The 17,478-nt window shown below is 47.2% G+C and carries 4 protein-coding genes; 1 reads left to right on the top strand and 3 read right to left on the bottom strand.

The annotated features are described in order from the left end of the window. Nucleotides 1–3 precede the first annotated feature (3 nt). From L3V33_RS15500 to L3V33_RS15490, 3 genes are read right to left on the bottom strand one after another with little or no spacing between them, the layout of a single operon-like run. Nucleotides 4–6,003, bottom strand: a complete 6,000-nt coding sequence (locus L3V33_RS15500; protein WP_237290772.1) for a beta-ketoacyl synthase N-terminal-like domain-containing protein — start codon at nucleotides 6,001–6,003, stop codon at nucleotides 4–6. Further along, nucleotides 6,000–8,063 carry a PfaB family protein gene (locus tag L3V33_RS15495; protein WP_237290771.1) on the bottom strand — a complete coding sequence of 688 codons (2,064 nt, stop codon included), beginning with the start codon at nucleotides 8,061–8,063 and terminating at the stop codon, nucleotides 6,000–6,002. The genes L3V33_RS15500 and L3V33_RS15495 overlap by 4 nt, the downstream gene beginning before the upstream one ends. Further along, the gene (locus tag L3V33_RS15490; RefSeq protein WP_237290770.1) at nucleotides 8,063–15,922 is read right to left on the bottom strand and encodes a type I polyketide synthase; all 7,860 of its coding nucleotides are present in this window, start codon (nucleotides 15,920–15,922) and stop codon (nucleotides 8,063–8,065) included. Before L3V33_RS15490 ends, L3V33_RS15495 begins: the two co-directional genes overlap by 1 nt. Nucleotides 15,923–16,642: 720 nt before the next feature. On the opposite strand from L3V33_RS15490, the gene L3V33_RS15485 reads away from it, so the two are divergent. After that, a complete protein-coding gene (locus tag L3V33_RS15485; RefSeq protein ID WP_237290825.1) occupies nucleotides 16,643–17,476 on the top strand; it encodes a 4'-phosphopantetheinyl transferase superfamily protein in 834 nt (277 codons plus the stop codon). Nucleotides 17,477–17,478 lie beyond the last annotated feature (2 nt).

Raw genomic sequence — 17,478 nt, 5'->3', positions numbered from 1 at the left:
GGCTTATGCTTCTTCGATACAAATTGCGATGTCTTTCACTTCGTAAATACGCAGACCATCTTTGCTCAGGTTTGCGTCGCCAACGATGATGCGCTTGCCGTCTTCGTCTTTAATCGCAGTGATGTGTACATCCAAAGACATCTGTTTGTTCAGAGGGTTAATCTGACCACGGTATTTCCATTTCACTTCAGATTGGATTTGACCAAACTTCGGATTGCGGAAGCCAGCGCCAAGGTCTTTGTTTAGTGCATAGGTTTGCATCAGTTCGATGATCGCTTCGACACCTAGAGAACCTGGCATTACCGGATCTTGATGGAAGTGGAACTGGAAGAACCAATCACTTGGGTCAATCGTACGCTCAGCGTATAGGTAACCCAGACCGTCTTTACCACCATCGCTAGTGATCTGCACTGTATCGATGAAGTTCAAACGACCGCCAGCCAGTTGGTAGTGCTCTTGCACTTCACCAGTAGCAGAAACAGGTGCATTAAAGTAACGACTCGTTTTGTCTAGCAAGTTGATGTTTACGTCTGGCGTGCGATTGTTATCAACGTGCCATGCGTGAGTCACTTTACCGTTGTCCAAACCTAATTGGTCTTTCAGTGCCGCGCCTTTGAAATAACCAAATACTGCCGTACCTTGGTAGAAAGGCACACCGTCAGTGCTTAGCTCAAAGCTGAAGCTCTGTACGATGTTGGTACCCATCATTACCGTTGAAAGCAGACGAGAATCGTTGGTGATGGTTTTGCCACGTAAATCGACATTGCGCAGCATTTTGCCGCTGCCGTCTAGGTTACGGAAAAACAGTTCTTCACCTGGGAAGCCAAGCGTGGTGCCCATGTAGCCAGAGATAAAGCCGTTTGGCTGCAGTGAAATCTCCATCAATACCGAGTAAGGCATTAGGGTCTGGTGGCTGTTTTCATCAAAGTACCACGCGTTTTCTGGTACTTCGTACTCTGCGATACATGATGAAGGCTTCTTGAAGTCGCCACGCTTACCGTCGATCTCAACCACACGAGTGGTTAGCTGCAAGTCGCCACACGGAGTACGTGGTGGAATCATTCCACGGTAGATAGAGAAATCAGGGCCGAAACATTTCTCGATATCACCCGTTGCGAACTCGAACATGTGATAAGGCGTGAACGGAACTGTGTCTGGCGTGCGGTTCGGGTAATCAGGCGTTACCGGAGCTTCAACGTGTTGAAGTGGAACGACACCTTTGTTTGGCGCTGTTGCTAGGTCTTCAATTTGAGCCATTAAGGGCGCATTAACTGAAGCCTGTTGGTTAACCGCTGGTGTTTGAGCGATGTGCTGAACTTCATTCTGCAACGCAGGTGTTGTGATAACCGTTTCATTTAGCGTTGGATTGACGGTTTCAGTTGTCTCTAAAGAAGGCAGGTAACGAGTACATTCGTCGTCTTCTTTGATCATCACACCCAAGTTTTGGAAATCAACAATCACTTTGCCGTTCAGCAAAATATCGATGTTAGCTTTCGCGTATGGGCGAGGGCTTAGACCAATCTCAGTTACTTCCATGCGGTAAGTCAGTTCTGCCGATTGTGGTAGAACTTGACCACGACAACGCACTTGTTGAGGGGCATTTTCAAGCGGTTGGAAACGACCATTTTGAACAAGCGTGTGCATGCCAAGATGCATCATGAAGAATTGAAGCAGTTGACCACAACCTTCTGCCATCAAAGAACCAGCCATTACTGAGTCATCTTTGAAGTGACAAGGGAAATACCAGTGCTCAGGCTCTAGCTGCTTATGACCTTCAATCAGACCAAGTCCCCATGTGCCGCCTTGCGGTTCAACACGGCTAACCTTTTCGATCATCATGAACTTCTCTGAGCTGAAGCATAGAGAAGGCTGGTGGCTATTGGATTGATGAGTCGGGCCAAAGCACTCTGCAATGTTGGCAGTCAGTAGATGACGTAATTCTTGGTGGTTAAACTGCGTTTTAGGGCAGTGCAACATAGGGTCGAAGCGTTGCTTAGTTGCAAGCTTACGAGCCTTGATTTCATCTTCAGTGTGAATCACACCTTTGCCATCTGCTAGCTCTTCATCAGTGAAGAAGCCCGCACAACCGTTATCCATTTTCAGGATCATCTTGTCGCCAACGAAACATTCGTACGAGAAGAAGAACAGCAGCGTGTCGCCATTGCGAGCAAAGTTGTTGATTGAGATATCGTAACGCAGCGTATCGCCACCACGAGGCAAGTCGCCAAGGAAAGTCAGCGTACAATCCAGCAGGCGGTAAACGCGCTCACCTTTGTTTTCAAAATCAATGCCTAAGTAGCTGATCAGCATTAAGTCACATTGACCAGACTCTACCGCCACTGCCCAAGGGATCTGACCATCAACAAGATACGGCGCATCAACTGGGATGTCGTACTCTGTGGTCATTGTGCTTGGCTTGTACTCGTTCACTGTCGCGTTGAGCTTAGTAACACGAGATACCAATAGGTAGTCGGTGGTTGGTAAGCGAACGCGGCGCGAGTAGCTATCGATGATCGCGTAATCAGGGCCAAATACGTTGGCGATGTCGCCTTCAGCGTATTCAACCAAATCATCGTAATCCCAGATACATGGTTTACGAACGGGCTTCACTGGTGCAGGCGTCGCAAGTACGTTGACTGGCATTGACTGAACCTGAGCCGGCTGAGCTTGAACAGGCTGAGCTAATGTTTGCTGACCAATCGTTTGTTGACCATTCGTTTGTTGAAAAAGGGCATTGCTATCTAAACCAGATGTCACTGCGTTTAGCTGTGCTTTTAATAGCGCATCAGCCATTTGCATGCCTTGGGCGCGAGTGTGCAGGAATGCTTTGTGTACTTGCTGCGCTGCTTGCTGGTTTTGAGCAAAAGCTTGGTTGTGTGGTGTTACAGACGGCTGTGATGCTGCATCCGTATTAGCGTCGATATTCGATACGCCATTTTTAGCGGATAGGACATGTGTCATATTGCTGTGGTTACCTGTTAGCTGACTGTGGCGAGTTGGCGCCAAAGTAGGGGATACTGATGTAGGAGTTTTGATTACTTGCTCTACCGCGTTCTGCGCTAATGCGTTCTTCTCTAACTCTTTTTGCGCAAGGGCTGCTTTGATGTTTGCTGTCGTTGGAACCGACGCCACTCTTGCTGCTTGTTTACCAGAAGCTTTCTGTTGAATCGTTGCTAAGTTAGTCACTGGGGTTTGGGCAATATGTTGATAGATATCGCGACCACCAAGAGTCACTTGCTTAACCAATTGACGTTTAGCATCACTCGCCAGTTCACTGCTTAAACGAACCGATAGTGATTGAGATTCAATACTCGATTGGCTTAGTAGCAGCTGTGAACATTGTCCTTCGCTGATGTTGGCAACAATCGCGCTCTTAGAGCTGATATTTGGATTTAGAGACTCAAGATTCAGGTTGAGCAGACCGTGTAGCAGGCTTGCCATGCCAGAAGCTGCGGAGCAGTGACCTACACGTTGGCTTGCTTGAGTCGTCTTGGTAACCCCTAAGTTGAGAGGTACAAGCTCGTGTGATGAAGACTCTGGTGCATGGTTAAGCTCAAGCAGAGAAACATCGTTCGAGCTCATACCGACTTGAGTCAGTAACTCATCAACAACGGCGTTGTTACGCTCGCTTGAGCCAAAGGCCAATGCGTTGATACTGCCATAAGCCGTGTCTTGGTCGCTCGCTACTCGGTTTTCTTCAACAAGAACAATTGCACCTGCGCCTTCACCCACATTCCAACTGCCGTCTTGCGGTTGTCCGAATTTTGGAGCAAGTGACACTGGGCTGGCGCTGTTCTTCAGAATCACATGTTCGGCACTGCCGCTTAAGTCAACGGCTGCAATCACGACTGCGTCCATGGATTCTTGCGACATTAGGTTTTGCGCGACATCGATACAACGAGCAACCGACTGTTCAGCTGCTGAAATCGTAAACGCTGGGCCGTTAAAGTCCCACAATGAAGAGATACGCGAAGCCATGATATTGCCGATGAAACTGGTGTATTGGTTCAGCTTGGCTGCGTCCATCACACTGTCCATCGCGATGGTTTCTAGCGCTTGGTATTCGTCTTGAGTTAGTTCGATACCCATGTTGGTAAAGCTGTCAGCCAATTGGCTATGCAGGTTTACGCGTCCACGGAATTGGTGCATCTCAAGCTCAGTTTCCATCGCGACTAAAACCGCAACCTTTTGGCCTGCAACAAGCTTGGCATCTTTGATGGCTTCGTCCGCAACTTTCATCAGTAGCAACTGCTGAGAGATCAAACGATCATCTTCATTAGGCGGCACTTTAAAGCGCAGGAAGTCGAGATCGAATTGATCGATATACGCTCCGTTTGGAATACCGTGTAAACCAAACTGATTCAGTAGTTCCGGATGTTGGTCTAAGCCTTTCCAGCGTTTCTTAGGCAAAGCAATGAAAGCATCGTTGTTGGTCTCAATCGCAGTGCTTAGCTCATTGATGCTTTGCAGAGAACCGAAGTGAGACGCGAGGCCAGTAATGCTTAAATTAGACGGCTGTAGGCTTGGAGACGCTGACTCTAAGGTCTGGTTTACATGACTGGTGTCTGAATACGCTTCAAGCAATAAGTGAGCGTTACAACCACCGAAACCAAATACAGAAACACCCGCACAGCGCTCTGAGTTGCCCGCTTTACTTGGCCAAGGTTGAACCTGCGTTGGCAGAGTTTGTGAGCCAAATAAACCCTCTGGTGACGATAGTGGCTTGTCCAAATTAATACTTGGAGGAAGCACACCTTCTTTCATCGCGAAGATCATCTTCATGATCCCTGGCATACCTGCCGCAGTCAGCAAGTGACCGAGGTTGGACTTCGCAGAGCCAATCAATGGCGGGTTAGAACCATTCAATTTGTCAGCAAAGAAACGCTCCATTGAGGTTAACTCAACCTTGTCACCTAATGGTGTGCCGGTTGCGTGACACTCAATCACCTCAATGCTGTCTGGTGTTAGGTTTGATGCCTCGTAAGCGCGTTCAAAGGCTTGTACTTGTCCTTTGCTATTTGGGCTTAATACGAACTGGCCACGGCCATCGTTCGACAAGCCAATACCGCTGACGACTGCGTAAATGTTGTCGCCATCACGCTCTGCATCAGCTAAGCGTTTTAGGACTAAAACACCGGCACCTTCGCCAGCAAATAGACCTTTACTGTTGCTATCAAACGGAACCGACACACCGTGGTCAGGGTAAGCGTGGAAAATGGAAAAACCCATGTTGATAAAGAATGGGTCAGCACCGGATACCGCGCCTGCCAACATCATGTCGGCTTTGCCTGTATTCAAGTAATCACACGCTAACTTCAATGAATACACTGAACTTGCACATGCTGCATCTAGGCTAAGTTGCACGTTGCCTAGACCCAATGCATCAGCCACTAACTTAGAGGCATTATGTGCTGCAGCACCATTGATAGGGTTGAGGTCTTGCGCGGTTTCATTGGTTGGTAGCAGTGAAAACTGGTCATTAGCCAATTTATCTTTAAGTGCTTTCTCGACCACCGAGTGATACATCGGCAGAAACAGGTCGTTTGAACGTGTGGTTGGGAACGAAAGGGCACCCATGATCACGCCTGTGCGCTCTAAAACATCGGCATTTAAATTAATGCCTGCGTCGACTAACGCCTTACGACTGGTATCCAAAGCCCATAGGAAGCTTTGATCTACGCCGTTAAATGATTCTGCTGTTAAGCGGTAGCCATTGCTATCGAAATTGAAGTTTTCGATGTAGCCGCCTTTGTCACAGTAAAAGCGGTCTGACTCACCTTGAACGCCCTGATAGCTTTCAGGTTTAGCACCTAACTTTTCAGCGCTTAATGTGGTTCGAGAATCTTTTTTATTCAGCAAGTTTTGCCAAAAGTCTTTTGGCGTATCAGCTTCTGGGTATTGGTTAGCAATACCGACAATCGCGATCTTATTGCACTTCACTTGCTGTTTGTTCTGAACTTGAGCCTGAGCTTGATATTGAGATGACTTCGATTGAGAACTCATACTAGCTCTCCTTGATGATTCACTGCGCTGCCTTGAGACACACCGCTTAATTGCTTAGCTGCGGTGATCTGTTGTTCTAGCCCTTGAATAAGAGGCTCGACAGACAGTGGAATTTGATGAGTAATGAGCTGACCAATGCATTTGATGAGCGTGACAACATCGTCGCCACCCTTGGCATTGGAAGCAATTGTGCAGTACTGGTCGGCTACGTTGTCGCTACGATTGATCTTGTCGATCAATGTGCTGGTTTGACGATCGGCACCTACTTCGACAAACAGACGAGCACCTTGTTGACGCGCACTCTGGATCAACGCGGTGAAATCCAGCGTCGAACAGAAAGTGTCGGCAATCGAAAGGGCGATGCTGTCACTGTCGATATTGATTGGCGTGCCAGTCGGTAGGCCTGCAGCGCTGATAAAGCGGATATGCTTTGGCAACTCGTCGAACAGTGGTTGAGTGTAAAACTCCTGCACTTGGCTATGCTGGCTCAACGCTGGCGTGGTGTGCATTGCAGTAACACGATTCGCGGCAATGCCACGTTTACCCAGTTTCTTGAGTAGTGCACGACAAGTGCTTTCACAACCGGCCAGTACGCAAGTGTCACCTTGGATGATAGCGAGATAAGCGCGTGGGAACTCTGGTAACAGAACCTCAATCGCTTGTGCATCACTGCGAACCACAAAGCTATTCCATTGGATGCTTTCGTCGCTGTTCAGCTGCCAATCTTGACGTACTGCGGTGAGTTCGCCAGAAATAGCCGTGGTGAAAATAGGGCTAGTTTGAGTCATCTCAATCAGCGCATGCGGGTTCTTCCAAACATTTAAGCTGGCCCACATGGAGGCTTCACCCTTGGAGTAACCCAAGGCGAAATCTGGCTGCACTTTGAATTCATCACATAGCAGTTGTGTTAACAGATAACTACTGCCGACACCTGCAATTGCCAATTCACTAAGCGACATTTCTTGCGCGTCTTCAGCGTAGGTTTTGTCAGCCTGCAGCATCTCTTTCAAGTTACCTTCACGTTCTAAACGAGCAAATAACTGTGGGAAATGGTGGTGAAATTCACGCAACATACCGGGATAAACCGTGCCAACACCAGGGTAAACAAATGCAACGCCACCTTTGCTCTGAGGCATAGGTGAGAAACAACTGCCCGCAGGCGTTTTGTATTGGCTATTGTCAGCCATTACTTTTGGCAACGCATTTTCTAGCGCAGTGATCTCTTGTAGTGCAGCCTCAATTGAAGCGGCCTGAATCACGATGTTCGCACTAAGGTCAACAGTGTGTTGAGCGCTTTGGAAGTGACTTAAGTTTGAATGCATCAAAGTGGCGATAGCAAGTTCGCTGTCCGATGAATCACTAACGCATTTAAGCTCTGCTCTTAGTGAGGCTAGCTGAGAAACTAATTCAGCTTGGTCATTGCCAGAAACCACAAACATCAAGCGCTCGCTCGATAGCAATGGTTTTGGTTCTTGCAAACCGGTCGCTTGAGTCAATATCAGGCTGGTGGCTTTTTGGCTATCGTCATTGAAAGTTAACGCAGCAACACGTGCTTTGTTCGGCTCAGTAAACCAGTAATTGTTAGGTAATGAATGGCTCGGTAATGAATCGCTCGGCAATGAACGGCTCGATATTGCATTCACCATATTCAACAATTGACCAAACTGCTGCGAAGCAGATAGGGCAGAGTATTGTTGTTGATGGTTTAAGTCTGAAGCGAGGCGGCGTGCAATATCCAGAGCTAGCTGAATGCTATCTCCGGTAGCTGTATCTGCAAAACCCGCTAGATAGGCGTGTGGATGAATCTTGTTTTGAGCAGCGGTCAACGCACTCACCATCACTAAGGAATGTGAGTGAGATCCTAAGCAGAGCTTAACGACACCGCCTTGATTGACGGCCTCAATCGCTTGAGCAAGTGCTTGATTAAAATTGCCATCAACCACAACAGTTATCATGTCTGGGAACGAGGGGAATAAGTCGGCAGAAAGCTCAGCCGCGTTTGCTGGCTGAGCTAAAAGAGCGATGCGCAATGGCATCGCTTTATTAGTAGGAACAGTCACTATGACAATTGCTCCTTTTCTGCGTTTTTAGTCGACTCTTTCTTCGATACGGCTGAGCCAGATTTCGGCAAAAATGCGTCATTTAAGCTCTTGCTGATTGTCACTTTTGCACCTTTCATTACCGCACTTAAACGACCATCTTGGTGGTAAAGCGAGATGTCAGCTTGCAGTGAACGAGCCGTGCTTTTTATCACGCTCAATTCTAGCCAACCTTGGTCACCATTGTGCATCGGTGCGTAACAAACAAACTCACCGATTGCAGACGGTAGGCTTGCCGCGCCGTATTTCAATCGAGCCCATACCAGCATGGCTTGTAACAGATAATCTTCAGCAAATGGTTGGCTATCGCCAAAGCCTTGCTTAGGAATAAATGATCCGCAGTCGCTGTTTTCAATCTGAGGCAACTGGCATTGAGCCAATAAGCCTAAGTCGTCAAAGCGTTCAACTGAGGTAATACCTTGCAATCTTGGTCCATGAAACAGAGTGCCGTCACTGTATAGAGCTTGTGCCGTTGTCAGTGGTGCTGAAATGTTGGTTTCAAAGCGCTTTTCTGACGCTTGTTGAACATCTTCAGATACTTGCACAGAGGCAACTTGCAACTGAGCTTGATACTGTGGTCGCCCTTGGCAACTGATTACTGCTTTTAGCTGATCTTTTGATTTAGCATCAGAAGAAAGAACCAGTTTCAGCTCTTGCACTTCATCAGTATCAAAAATCACACCCTTAAGCAGTTTGTAGTTGTGAACGCTAACGTTCACCCCTAACAGTTGCTCTGCTACTTCACGCATCCATTGGATGGCACACACTGTCGGTAACACTGGGTTACCGGCAATGCAGTGATCTTGAATGAAAGGCAATGCCTTTGGATCAAGATGACGTGTCACAGTGATGCTTGTATTCAGCGGACTCTTTGCAAGATGCACAGACTCCGCATTAAGCTTTTTTACAGCAGCTTCCTTGTTGTCAGAACCTTGCATGCTCGTACCAACCAGCAATTGAATGCCAGTTTCGTTCAGTAGTTGAGAACTAAATAGCTCTGCACCCGCCTGAAGAGGAATCACGTACACACCACGCTCTGTAAACATGCGTTTCAGTGCTGCGTTGACCATGCCACCGTCCCACGGTCCCCAATTGAAGCTCATCACTTTAGCTTGAGGGTTGCGAGCAGACAGCTGTAGAGCCGCTTTGTTCAGGATCTCGTTAGACATTGAGTAGTCACTTTGGCCTGTGTTTCCGTAGAAACCCGCCGCCGAAGAGAACATCGCAATCAGTTTTAGCTTGCTGCTATCAAGACCACTAAGAACCGCTTCTAGTCCGCCCACTTTCGTGCCGTAAACCATGTTCAGTTCATCAAGCGTTTTATCTTGAATGTGCTTGTCAGCCAGTACGCCTGCACCGTGGATAAGACCCGTGATGCCTTCGAAGTTTGCCAGCGTTTTCGCTACTGACTCATGGTTCGACACATCTAGGCTTAGGTATTCAGCGCTCGCGCCAATCTCGTTGAAAGCGGCAAGTGCTGCGTTGATTTCAAGGCTGCTCAATACCGGTTTTAGCAAGGTATCTACTTTCTTCGGCGTTGGTTTGTCACCTGTTGCTTGTAGGTGAGCGATAGCCGCTGGTTTTAGCTCTTTCTCTTGCTTGCCTTGTGCCCACTGAGGTAGCTCAGCTGAAGTAATATGCTTACTACGACCTGCAAGAATGAAGTGAGACTTACATTGCTTAGCAAGCGTCAGTGCACATTCAAACGTCACGCCTTTAGCACCGCCAGTTACGAGAACTTTGTCGCTCTTGGTTAGTTGAGCGCCTGCGTTTTTGGTTTGTGCAGCACCTGGTGTTGCCGCAATCAATGTTGCACGACCAGATTCGCCGTTTTCCGCATGGCTAAGGCCGATTTCAACCGTGTTGGTATCGATATCGAACAGTTCACCTGTGATAGCTTCAGCTAGGTGACGAGCATCAATAGAAGCGTCAGCATCCAATGCACGGCAGAATACGTTTGACCATTCATGGCTCAGTGTCTTAGTTAGACCAGACAGCGCCGCTTGGTTAAGTTCTGCGTTCTCTAATTGCTTAGTATCTAGGTAACCAAAGCCACCATCGATACGGCTTAGTGTGAAAAACACGCTGCGACCAGAAACGGTATTCAGCTGACCATTTAGGTGCTTGGCGAATAAGAACGCTGTCGTCAGTGAAGCTCTTGAGTCTGCATTCAAGTTAACCGCTTGCTCGTTGCTTTGTTTAGCATCAACGATAGCTTGTAGGTGAATGAAGCCAGCAATCACTTTGTTCGACGTTTTAAGGTCTGCTTCGATGTCGTTAATAACTGCAGTCACACCAGCATCATCGACGCTGTTGAGTGTGTAGCTTGCGATTTCACTGTTTAAAGGTGACGCGGCAGAAAGAGCACTACGCACTACAGCAACTTGAATGCCGTTAGCGGTCAACTTTTCTGCTAGAACACCGGCGTTGTGACCATCATCTGTGATCACGACACAAGCGTCTTTTGAGAAACAATCGACGAGTTTATCTGCCGCTGGTAGCTTTTTTAGCGCTACCTCATTGTGTGGAGGAAGTTCCGCTGTCGCTGTTTCTGCGATAGGCGTTACTGATTCAGCTTTAGGAGTCGCTACGGGTGCTGCTGCGGATAGCTTGCTTTGCATGTAAGTAACGATTTCACCAAGCGTACGACACTCAGCTAAGTCTTCAGGGTTTAGCTCTGGCAGTGTTGGTAGCTGGTCTTGAACCGTACCCAGGATCTCAACACGTTTGATTGAGTCGATGCCAAGGTCTGCTTCCATGTCCATCGCTAGGTCGAGCATTTCTGCTGGGTAGCCTGTTTTGTCGGCAACCACTTCCATCATTGTTGATTGAACGTGAGCAGGGTTTAGGTCGTTGCTCGCGCTTTCTACAGTTGCTGCAGCGACTTCTGTACTCGTAGTAGCAGTAGCGCCTAGCTTACTATTCATGTAGTCAACGATTTCACCCAGAGTACGACACTCAGCCAAATCTTCAGGGTTCAGCTCTGGCAATGTTGGTAGCTGGTCTTGAACTGTTCCAAGGATCTCAACACGTTTGATTGAGTCGATGCCAAGGTCTGCTTCCATGTCCATTGCTAGGTCGAGCATTTCTGTTGGGTAGCCTGTTTTATCAGCCACTACGCTCAGCATTGTGCTTTGAACTTGTTCTGCGTTTAAACCGTTTGATACTGCTTGCGCTGGTGCAGATGCTTGAGCTGCTACTGGAGCAGAAGCTGGAAGCTTACTGTTCATGTAGTCAACAATTTCGCCTAGAGTGCGACATTCAGCTAAGTCTTCAGGGTTTAGCTCTGGAAGAGTCGGTAGCTCGTCTTGAACCGTACCTAGAATTTCAACACGCTTGATTGAATCGATACCAAGGTCAGCTTCCATGTCCATTGCTAGGTCTAGCATTTCAGTCGGGTAGCCCGTTTTCTCTGCTACTACTTCTAACATGGTTTTTTGAACGACAGCCGCATCTAGACCATTGCTAGCTGTTGCCGGAGCAACTACTGGTGCTTGTGAAGACACGGGAGCAGAAGCCGGAAGCTTGCTGTTCATGTAAGCAACGATTTCGCCAAGAGTACGACACTCAGCTAAATCTTCAGGGTTTAGCTCTGGAAGAGTAGGCAGTTCATCTTGAACCGTACCAAGGATCTCAACACGCTTGATTGAATCGATACCAAGGTCTGCTTCCATATCCATTTCTAGATCAAGCATTTCCGTTGGGTAACCTGTCTTCTCAGCAACCACTTCTAGCATGGTTTGTTGAACGACTTTTGCATCAAGGCCATTAGCTACAGCAGCTGCTTGAACTGGTGCAGCTTCATTAATTGAAACTCCAGAAGGCATCTTGCTGTTCATGTAGGTAACGATTTCACCAAGAGTACGACACTCAGCTAAATCTTCAGGGTTCAGCTCAGGTAGGTTCGGCATTTCGTCTTGAACGGTACCAAGGATCTCTACGCGTTTGATTGAGTCGATACCAAGGTCTGCTTCCATGTCCATTTCTAGATCAAGCATTTCCGTTGGGTAACCCGTTTTCTCAGCGACCACTTCTAGCATCACTTTTTCAGCATCTGCTGATTGTACTGCTACTGGTGCAGCTACAGGAGCTGGTTGCGCTTTAACTGGTACAGGTTGGGCTGCAACAGGCGCTGCCGCTTGAGCCGCTACTTGCGGTGCAGGAGCTGCTTTATGTACTGGAGCTTTCTGAGCTGTTGTATTTTGAACCGGTGCTGCTTGAACAGACTGAGCTTGTACAGGAGCAGACTGTACTTGAGCTACAGGCTGTTGAACGATAGCTGCTGGAGTAGTAGTTGGAGTAGCTGGAGCTTGAATCGCTGGCTGAGCATTTACAGAAGCAACGAAGGTTGGTTGTGCCGTTTGTACTGAACCTTGCGTCAGCATATTAAGTGCTGAGTTGTTGCTGTGCGCTTGCATTTCTAGGTAATGAGCGTGAGCTTTTAGCGTTTCAGCTTGGTGCTGGTGGAACATCTCCATAGAACGCTGTAGGTTCTCAGGAATTGCTACGCCTGCTGTTGCCATTTTCGCTTGCTCAGACATTAGGGTGTTGAACGTGTCACCGTATTGCTGAGGAATCGCAAGGAACTGCTGATGTACTTCTGCTGCTTGTTGTTGAGCATTGAAGAATGATTGCAGTGAAGACTCATCAACCGTTACTGAAGCTGTTGGTTGAATAGTCGCTGGTGCAGGTTGCGCCACTTGAGGCTGCTGAGTTGCTGTTGCTGTTGCTGTTGCTACTTGTACACTTGGTGCTGCAACTGATTGTTGTACATTTGAAGCTTGAGGAGCAGGCACATGTACTTCAACGATTTCTGTTTTGATCACTTCTTTTTCCACGATTTTCTCGACTTCAACTTTCACTTCAACAATCTCAGTTTTTTCGGTGACGTTGCCCGAAGCCAGTGATTGATCCATTTTCTTACGAGTAGCAGGGCTGATGTAGTTGGTTGCATTCAGCTTGATGTTCATTGGTGATGCCTTTGCAGGTTCAGCAATGTCAGCTTGGTAAGGGTCAATGTTGTCTAATGAAACACCTGCCACGCACAGTTGAACCGCAGCTAAACGAAGCTGTTGGTCACTGTCGCCTTTAGGGCTTGGGTTGATGCTGATTGCGTAAAGCTCTTCGTTCTTATCAGCCAATGTTTTCTCAACCAGCTTTTGAAGAATGTTCTTCGGACCGAACTCAACGAATACACGCGCACCGGCTTCATACATCGCTTCAATTTGCTCGCTGAAACGAACCGATTGCAGCATGTGTTGCTTGAATGCTTTCTTGATCGCTTTAGCATCTTTGCTGTGCAGTTTGCCCGTTGCGTTTGAGTAAAGCGGCAGCGTTGGAGCGCTGAATGAAGCTTTATCAATTGCAGCAGCAAATGGTTTCTGAGCGTGAGCAACAAGTGGTGTGTGGAAAGCGCCAGATACTGGCAGAGCAATTGCTTTGAAGCCCTGTTCTGTCAGCGCTTGTGCTGCTTGTTGAACCGTCGCAGTTGGACCTGCAATAACCAGTTGAGTCGGAGCGTTGTAGTTGGCAATGCTCACGCCTTCGAATTGGCTGATGCAGCTTTCAACGGCTGGAAGCTTGTCTGCGTCTAGGATGACCGCAAACATAGTACCGCTGTCGCCTTGTTCTGGTGTCGCCGCCATCGCATCGCCACGAGCGAAAGCTAGCTGGTAGTAATCGTCTTGCGAGATAACACCTGATGCACATAGTGCACTTAACTCACCAAAGCTGTGGCCTGCGACCATGTCGGCTTTGAACCCAGCTTGAGTCATGATGTCGAACTGACCCATAGACACAGTACCAATCGCACTTTGCGCATTGGCGGTGTTGGTTAACACAGCTTCTTGAGCTTTGGTTGCTTCTGGTGTGAAAGTTGGAATTGGGAATAGAATTTGCGACAAAGCCGTTTTCTTGTGCTGACCAAATACTTGATCCGCTTGAGCAAGCTGTTGGCGCATTTCAGGGTAATGACAAGCAAGCTCGCGACCCATGTTGAGATATTGCGAACCTTGACCTGCAAATAGCGCTGCCACTTTACCTGCGCCGTTGCCAGCAATCAGTGCCGACTCACGGTAGCTAGTACCGTTTGGCATCTGCCAATGCGCTTTGGTTTGGCTCTCAAGCATAGAAACCGCTTGAGTCAGTTGCGCTTGAAGGTCTGCTTGGTCAGTCACGACTAAACCAATACGAGCATGGTTCGCGTTAACTTCACGTAGAGCGTGTTGCTCAGCAAGCGTTTCCAGTTTGAACGCAGCGTCTGCAGCTTGAGTTGAAACCTGCTTGAGCTCATTGATCAGTGCTTGACGAGATTCCGCGCTGAATAACAGAGTTTGCGGTACTTGGCGTTGACGGTATTTGTCACCGCGAGCGTGTTCTGGTGTGTACTCTTCCAATACCACATGGAAGTTCGTGCCACCAAATCCAAACGAGCTGATGCCTGCACGGCGCGGTGTGCCGTCGACACGTTTCATCCAAGGACGTGTTTGTGTGTTTAGGTAGAACGGTGAGTTCTCGATATCCAACTTAGGATTCGGAGCTGATACGTTGATCGTTGGCGGCAGTACTTTGTGGTGCAGTGCTAAAGCAGCTTTGATTAAACCTGCAGTACCCGCGGTTGATTTAGTGTGACCAATTTGAGATTTCACAGAGCCTAACGCAATGTGTTGCTTCTCTTCGTTGTTCTCACTAAATACCGAATTTAGACCACCGAATTCGGCCACATCACCCGCTGCTGTACCTGTACCGTGCGCTTCTAATAGGCCAAGCGTGTGCGGTGCAAAACCAGCATCATCGTAAGCACGTTTTAGTGCTTTTGCTTGTCCTTCAGGGCGAGGTGCGTAAATACTCTTGAACTTACCGTCCGAAGAAGAACCCACACCTTTAATTACTGAGTAGATTCTGTCGCCGTCGCGTTCAGCATCTTCAAGACGCTTAAGAGCAACCATGCCAATACCTTCACCAATCATCATGCCTTTTGAGTCGATGTCGAAAGGTTGAATGGTTTCATTGGTGGTAAATGCAGGTGTTTTAGAGAAGCTCATGTACATGGTTGGCGAGTTATCAGTACACACACCACCTGTGATCATCATTTCACTGCGGCCTTCAACCAGCTCACTAAGAGCCATGCGCATTGCGGCTAGAGAACCTGCACATGCCGCGTCTACCACACAGTTGATGCCACCTAGGTCAAAGCGGTTAGCTATACGACCTGAAATTACGTTACCCAACGAACCAGGGAAGGAGTTCTCTTCCCAGTGGATGTATTGGTCTTGGAATTTTTTGATCAGCATTTCGCTGTCTTCGTCGTTGATGCCACTGCTCTTGAAGACTTTTTTCAAAACAGGGTATTGCAGACGAGCATTTAGGCTTTGAGCGATCTTTTGACCACCACCAACACCGAGCGTAATACCGATCTTATCGCGATCGTAGCCTTCAGGCAGCTTGGCATCTTCAAGCACTTCTTTTGCAACGATCAGAGAAAGCAGCTGTGATGTATCAGTCAGTTCTAGGATATTTGGCGGAAGGCCGAACTCCATTGGGTTGAAGTCCACTTCAGGGATGAAACCACCGCGCTTACAATAAGACTTGTCTGGCGTAGTACGATCTGCATCGTAGTAATCTTCTGGACGCCAGTGCGTATCTGGTACTTCGGTAATTGCATCGATCTTTTCACTGATCAAATCCCAGAACTTATTTAAGTAACGGGAGTTCGCAAACATGCTTGCCATACCAACGATAGCAACTGGCATATCTTTAAGGCGTTTATTGAGTCGAGTGTCGTCGACTGATTCCGGTGTATTTTTTTCGGGTTGGCTCATTATGAGTCTCCACTTGAAATCACTGAGGGCGATGTCGTGTTTTGAGGCTGCGTTTCTAAATGGATCGAAAATAAATCTGAAACAGACTTGGGCAAACGCAGCTGAAGAGTAAGGTTGCCAAAAGTAGGCCACCTAACTGAAATAGGGTGTGCGAAGTACATTGACTTGCTGGAGTTGAGAACGTGTTTCATGCGCGAAGAGGGCATTCGAATGTGAGGGTCATGTCCATTAAAATCCTGTCCAAAGTACTGCTTTTGTGCAAAGCAGGTATCCGCAAAAAAAACGTGTGAATTTGTTTAATGGTTGAGCAGGCTACCCGAGGTGAGTAGTTGATACAATGCTCCCAGCGGCCACTATGATCTGTTCAGACCAGATGAATCGAGTGTGTTTTTAATTTTTGTATTTTTATTGTATTTAACTTATTGATATTTAATGGGTATGAATTGTTTTTTAGTGTTTATACTCTATTTTTTGGCTTGATGAGATCTATGTCAGGTTTTTGTAAGTAAGGTTTAATAGATGACTGTTTAACAAGGCTGAGTGTGATCTATGTTTTAATTTGTTATTATTTTGAAATCAAATTCCAAGCCCTCATATGAAGGATGTTTCCTTCCCGATTTCTCTATGTTTATAGCAAATCATAGGTGAGTTAAATTTGTTCGTTTTGATGTTTTTTTGATAGCTTGATGAGAGTGGTTTTAATAAATGAGTGCTAGAGATATGGGAATACCGATTGTGGGTTTGTGGCTTTGCTCTCTGAGTGATTTACATGATGATATCGATAGCGTGTCGTACTTAAAACAGAGACTCACGATGGATGAGATAGCCAAAGTTGATCGCTATCGAATGCCCTCATCTCAGGTTCAAGCTTTGTACGTTCGTAACTATCTAAGAAAGGTGTTGTCTTGCTATTCTGATTTGAGGCCAGAAGAGTGGCGGTTTGAATATGGCGAGAAAGGTAAGCCAAGCCTAATTACAGAACAACAAATTAAAACGGGATTGAATTTCAATATAAGCCATAGCCAAGACCATTTGTTGATCGCTATTTGCCAAATCCAAGGGCAACCACTTCAACTAGGTGTAGATATCGAACATGCAAGAAGCTCGACCAATATCGACTCGATCATGAAGCACTATTTTTCAGATGCAGAACTTACGGATTTACTTGAACTCAACAAAGAAGAACAGAGAGAGCGTTTTTTCGATCTGTGGGCATTGAAAGAGTCGTACATCAAAGCTACGGGTAAGGGGCTAGCGACATCGTTGCGAAGCTTTTCGTTTGATTTCTCTAATTTGACGGAGCAAACATTGCCAATTCACTCTTCGGATTTTCAACCAAACTTGCAGGATGAAATTAGATTGTATAGCGAAATCAGGCTACATAGCGGGATTGGGTTGGATTTGGATTCTGCTCAAGAAGACGATATTTCTACAGATTGGCAATGTTGCTTGGGTCGATTAGATGACCAGTACCGTTTTGCCGTGACCCTTGGTGGAAATTTGCTACCCATGCAGATAGAGATGAGAACTTTTTCGTTGTCTCATCTCTTTTAAGC

It is taken from the genome of Vibrio sp. A2-1, from assembly GCF_021728355.1.
GTDB lineage: Bacteria > Pseudomonadota > Gammaproteobacteria > Enterobacterales > Vibrionaceae > Vibrio > Vibrio splendidus_K.
The sequence above is the reverse complement of the archived record's forward strand: the minus strand, read 5'-3'. Positions and strand labels throughout refer to the sequence as shown.

Excerpts from the sequence above, each read along its gene's own strand:
- L3V33_RS15500 (WP_237290772.1), bottom strand. The coding sequence starts at position 6,003 with ATGAGTTCTCAATCGAAGTCATCTCAATATCAAGCTCAGGCTCAAGTT.
- L3V33_RS15490 (WP_237290770.1), bottom strand. The coding sequence starts at position 15,922 with ATGAGCCAACCCGAAAAAAATACACCGGAATCAGTCGACGACACTCGA.
- L3V33_RS15485 (WP_237290825.1), top strand. The coding sequence starts at position 16,643 with ATGGGAATACCGATTGTGGGTTTGTGGCTTTGCTCTCTGAGTGATTTA.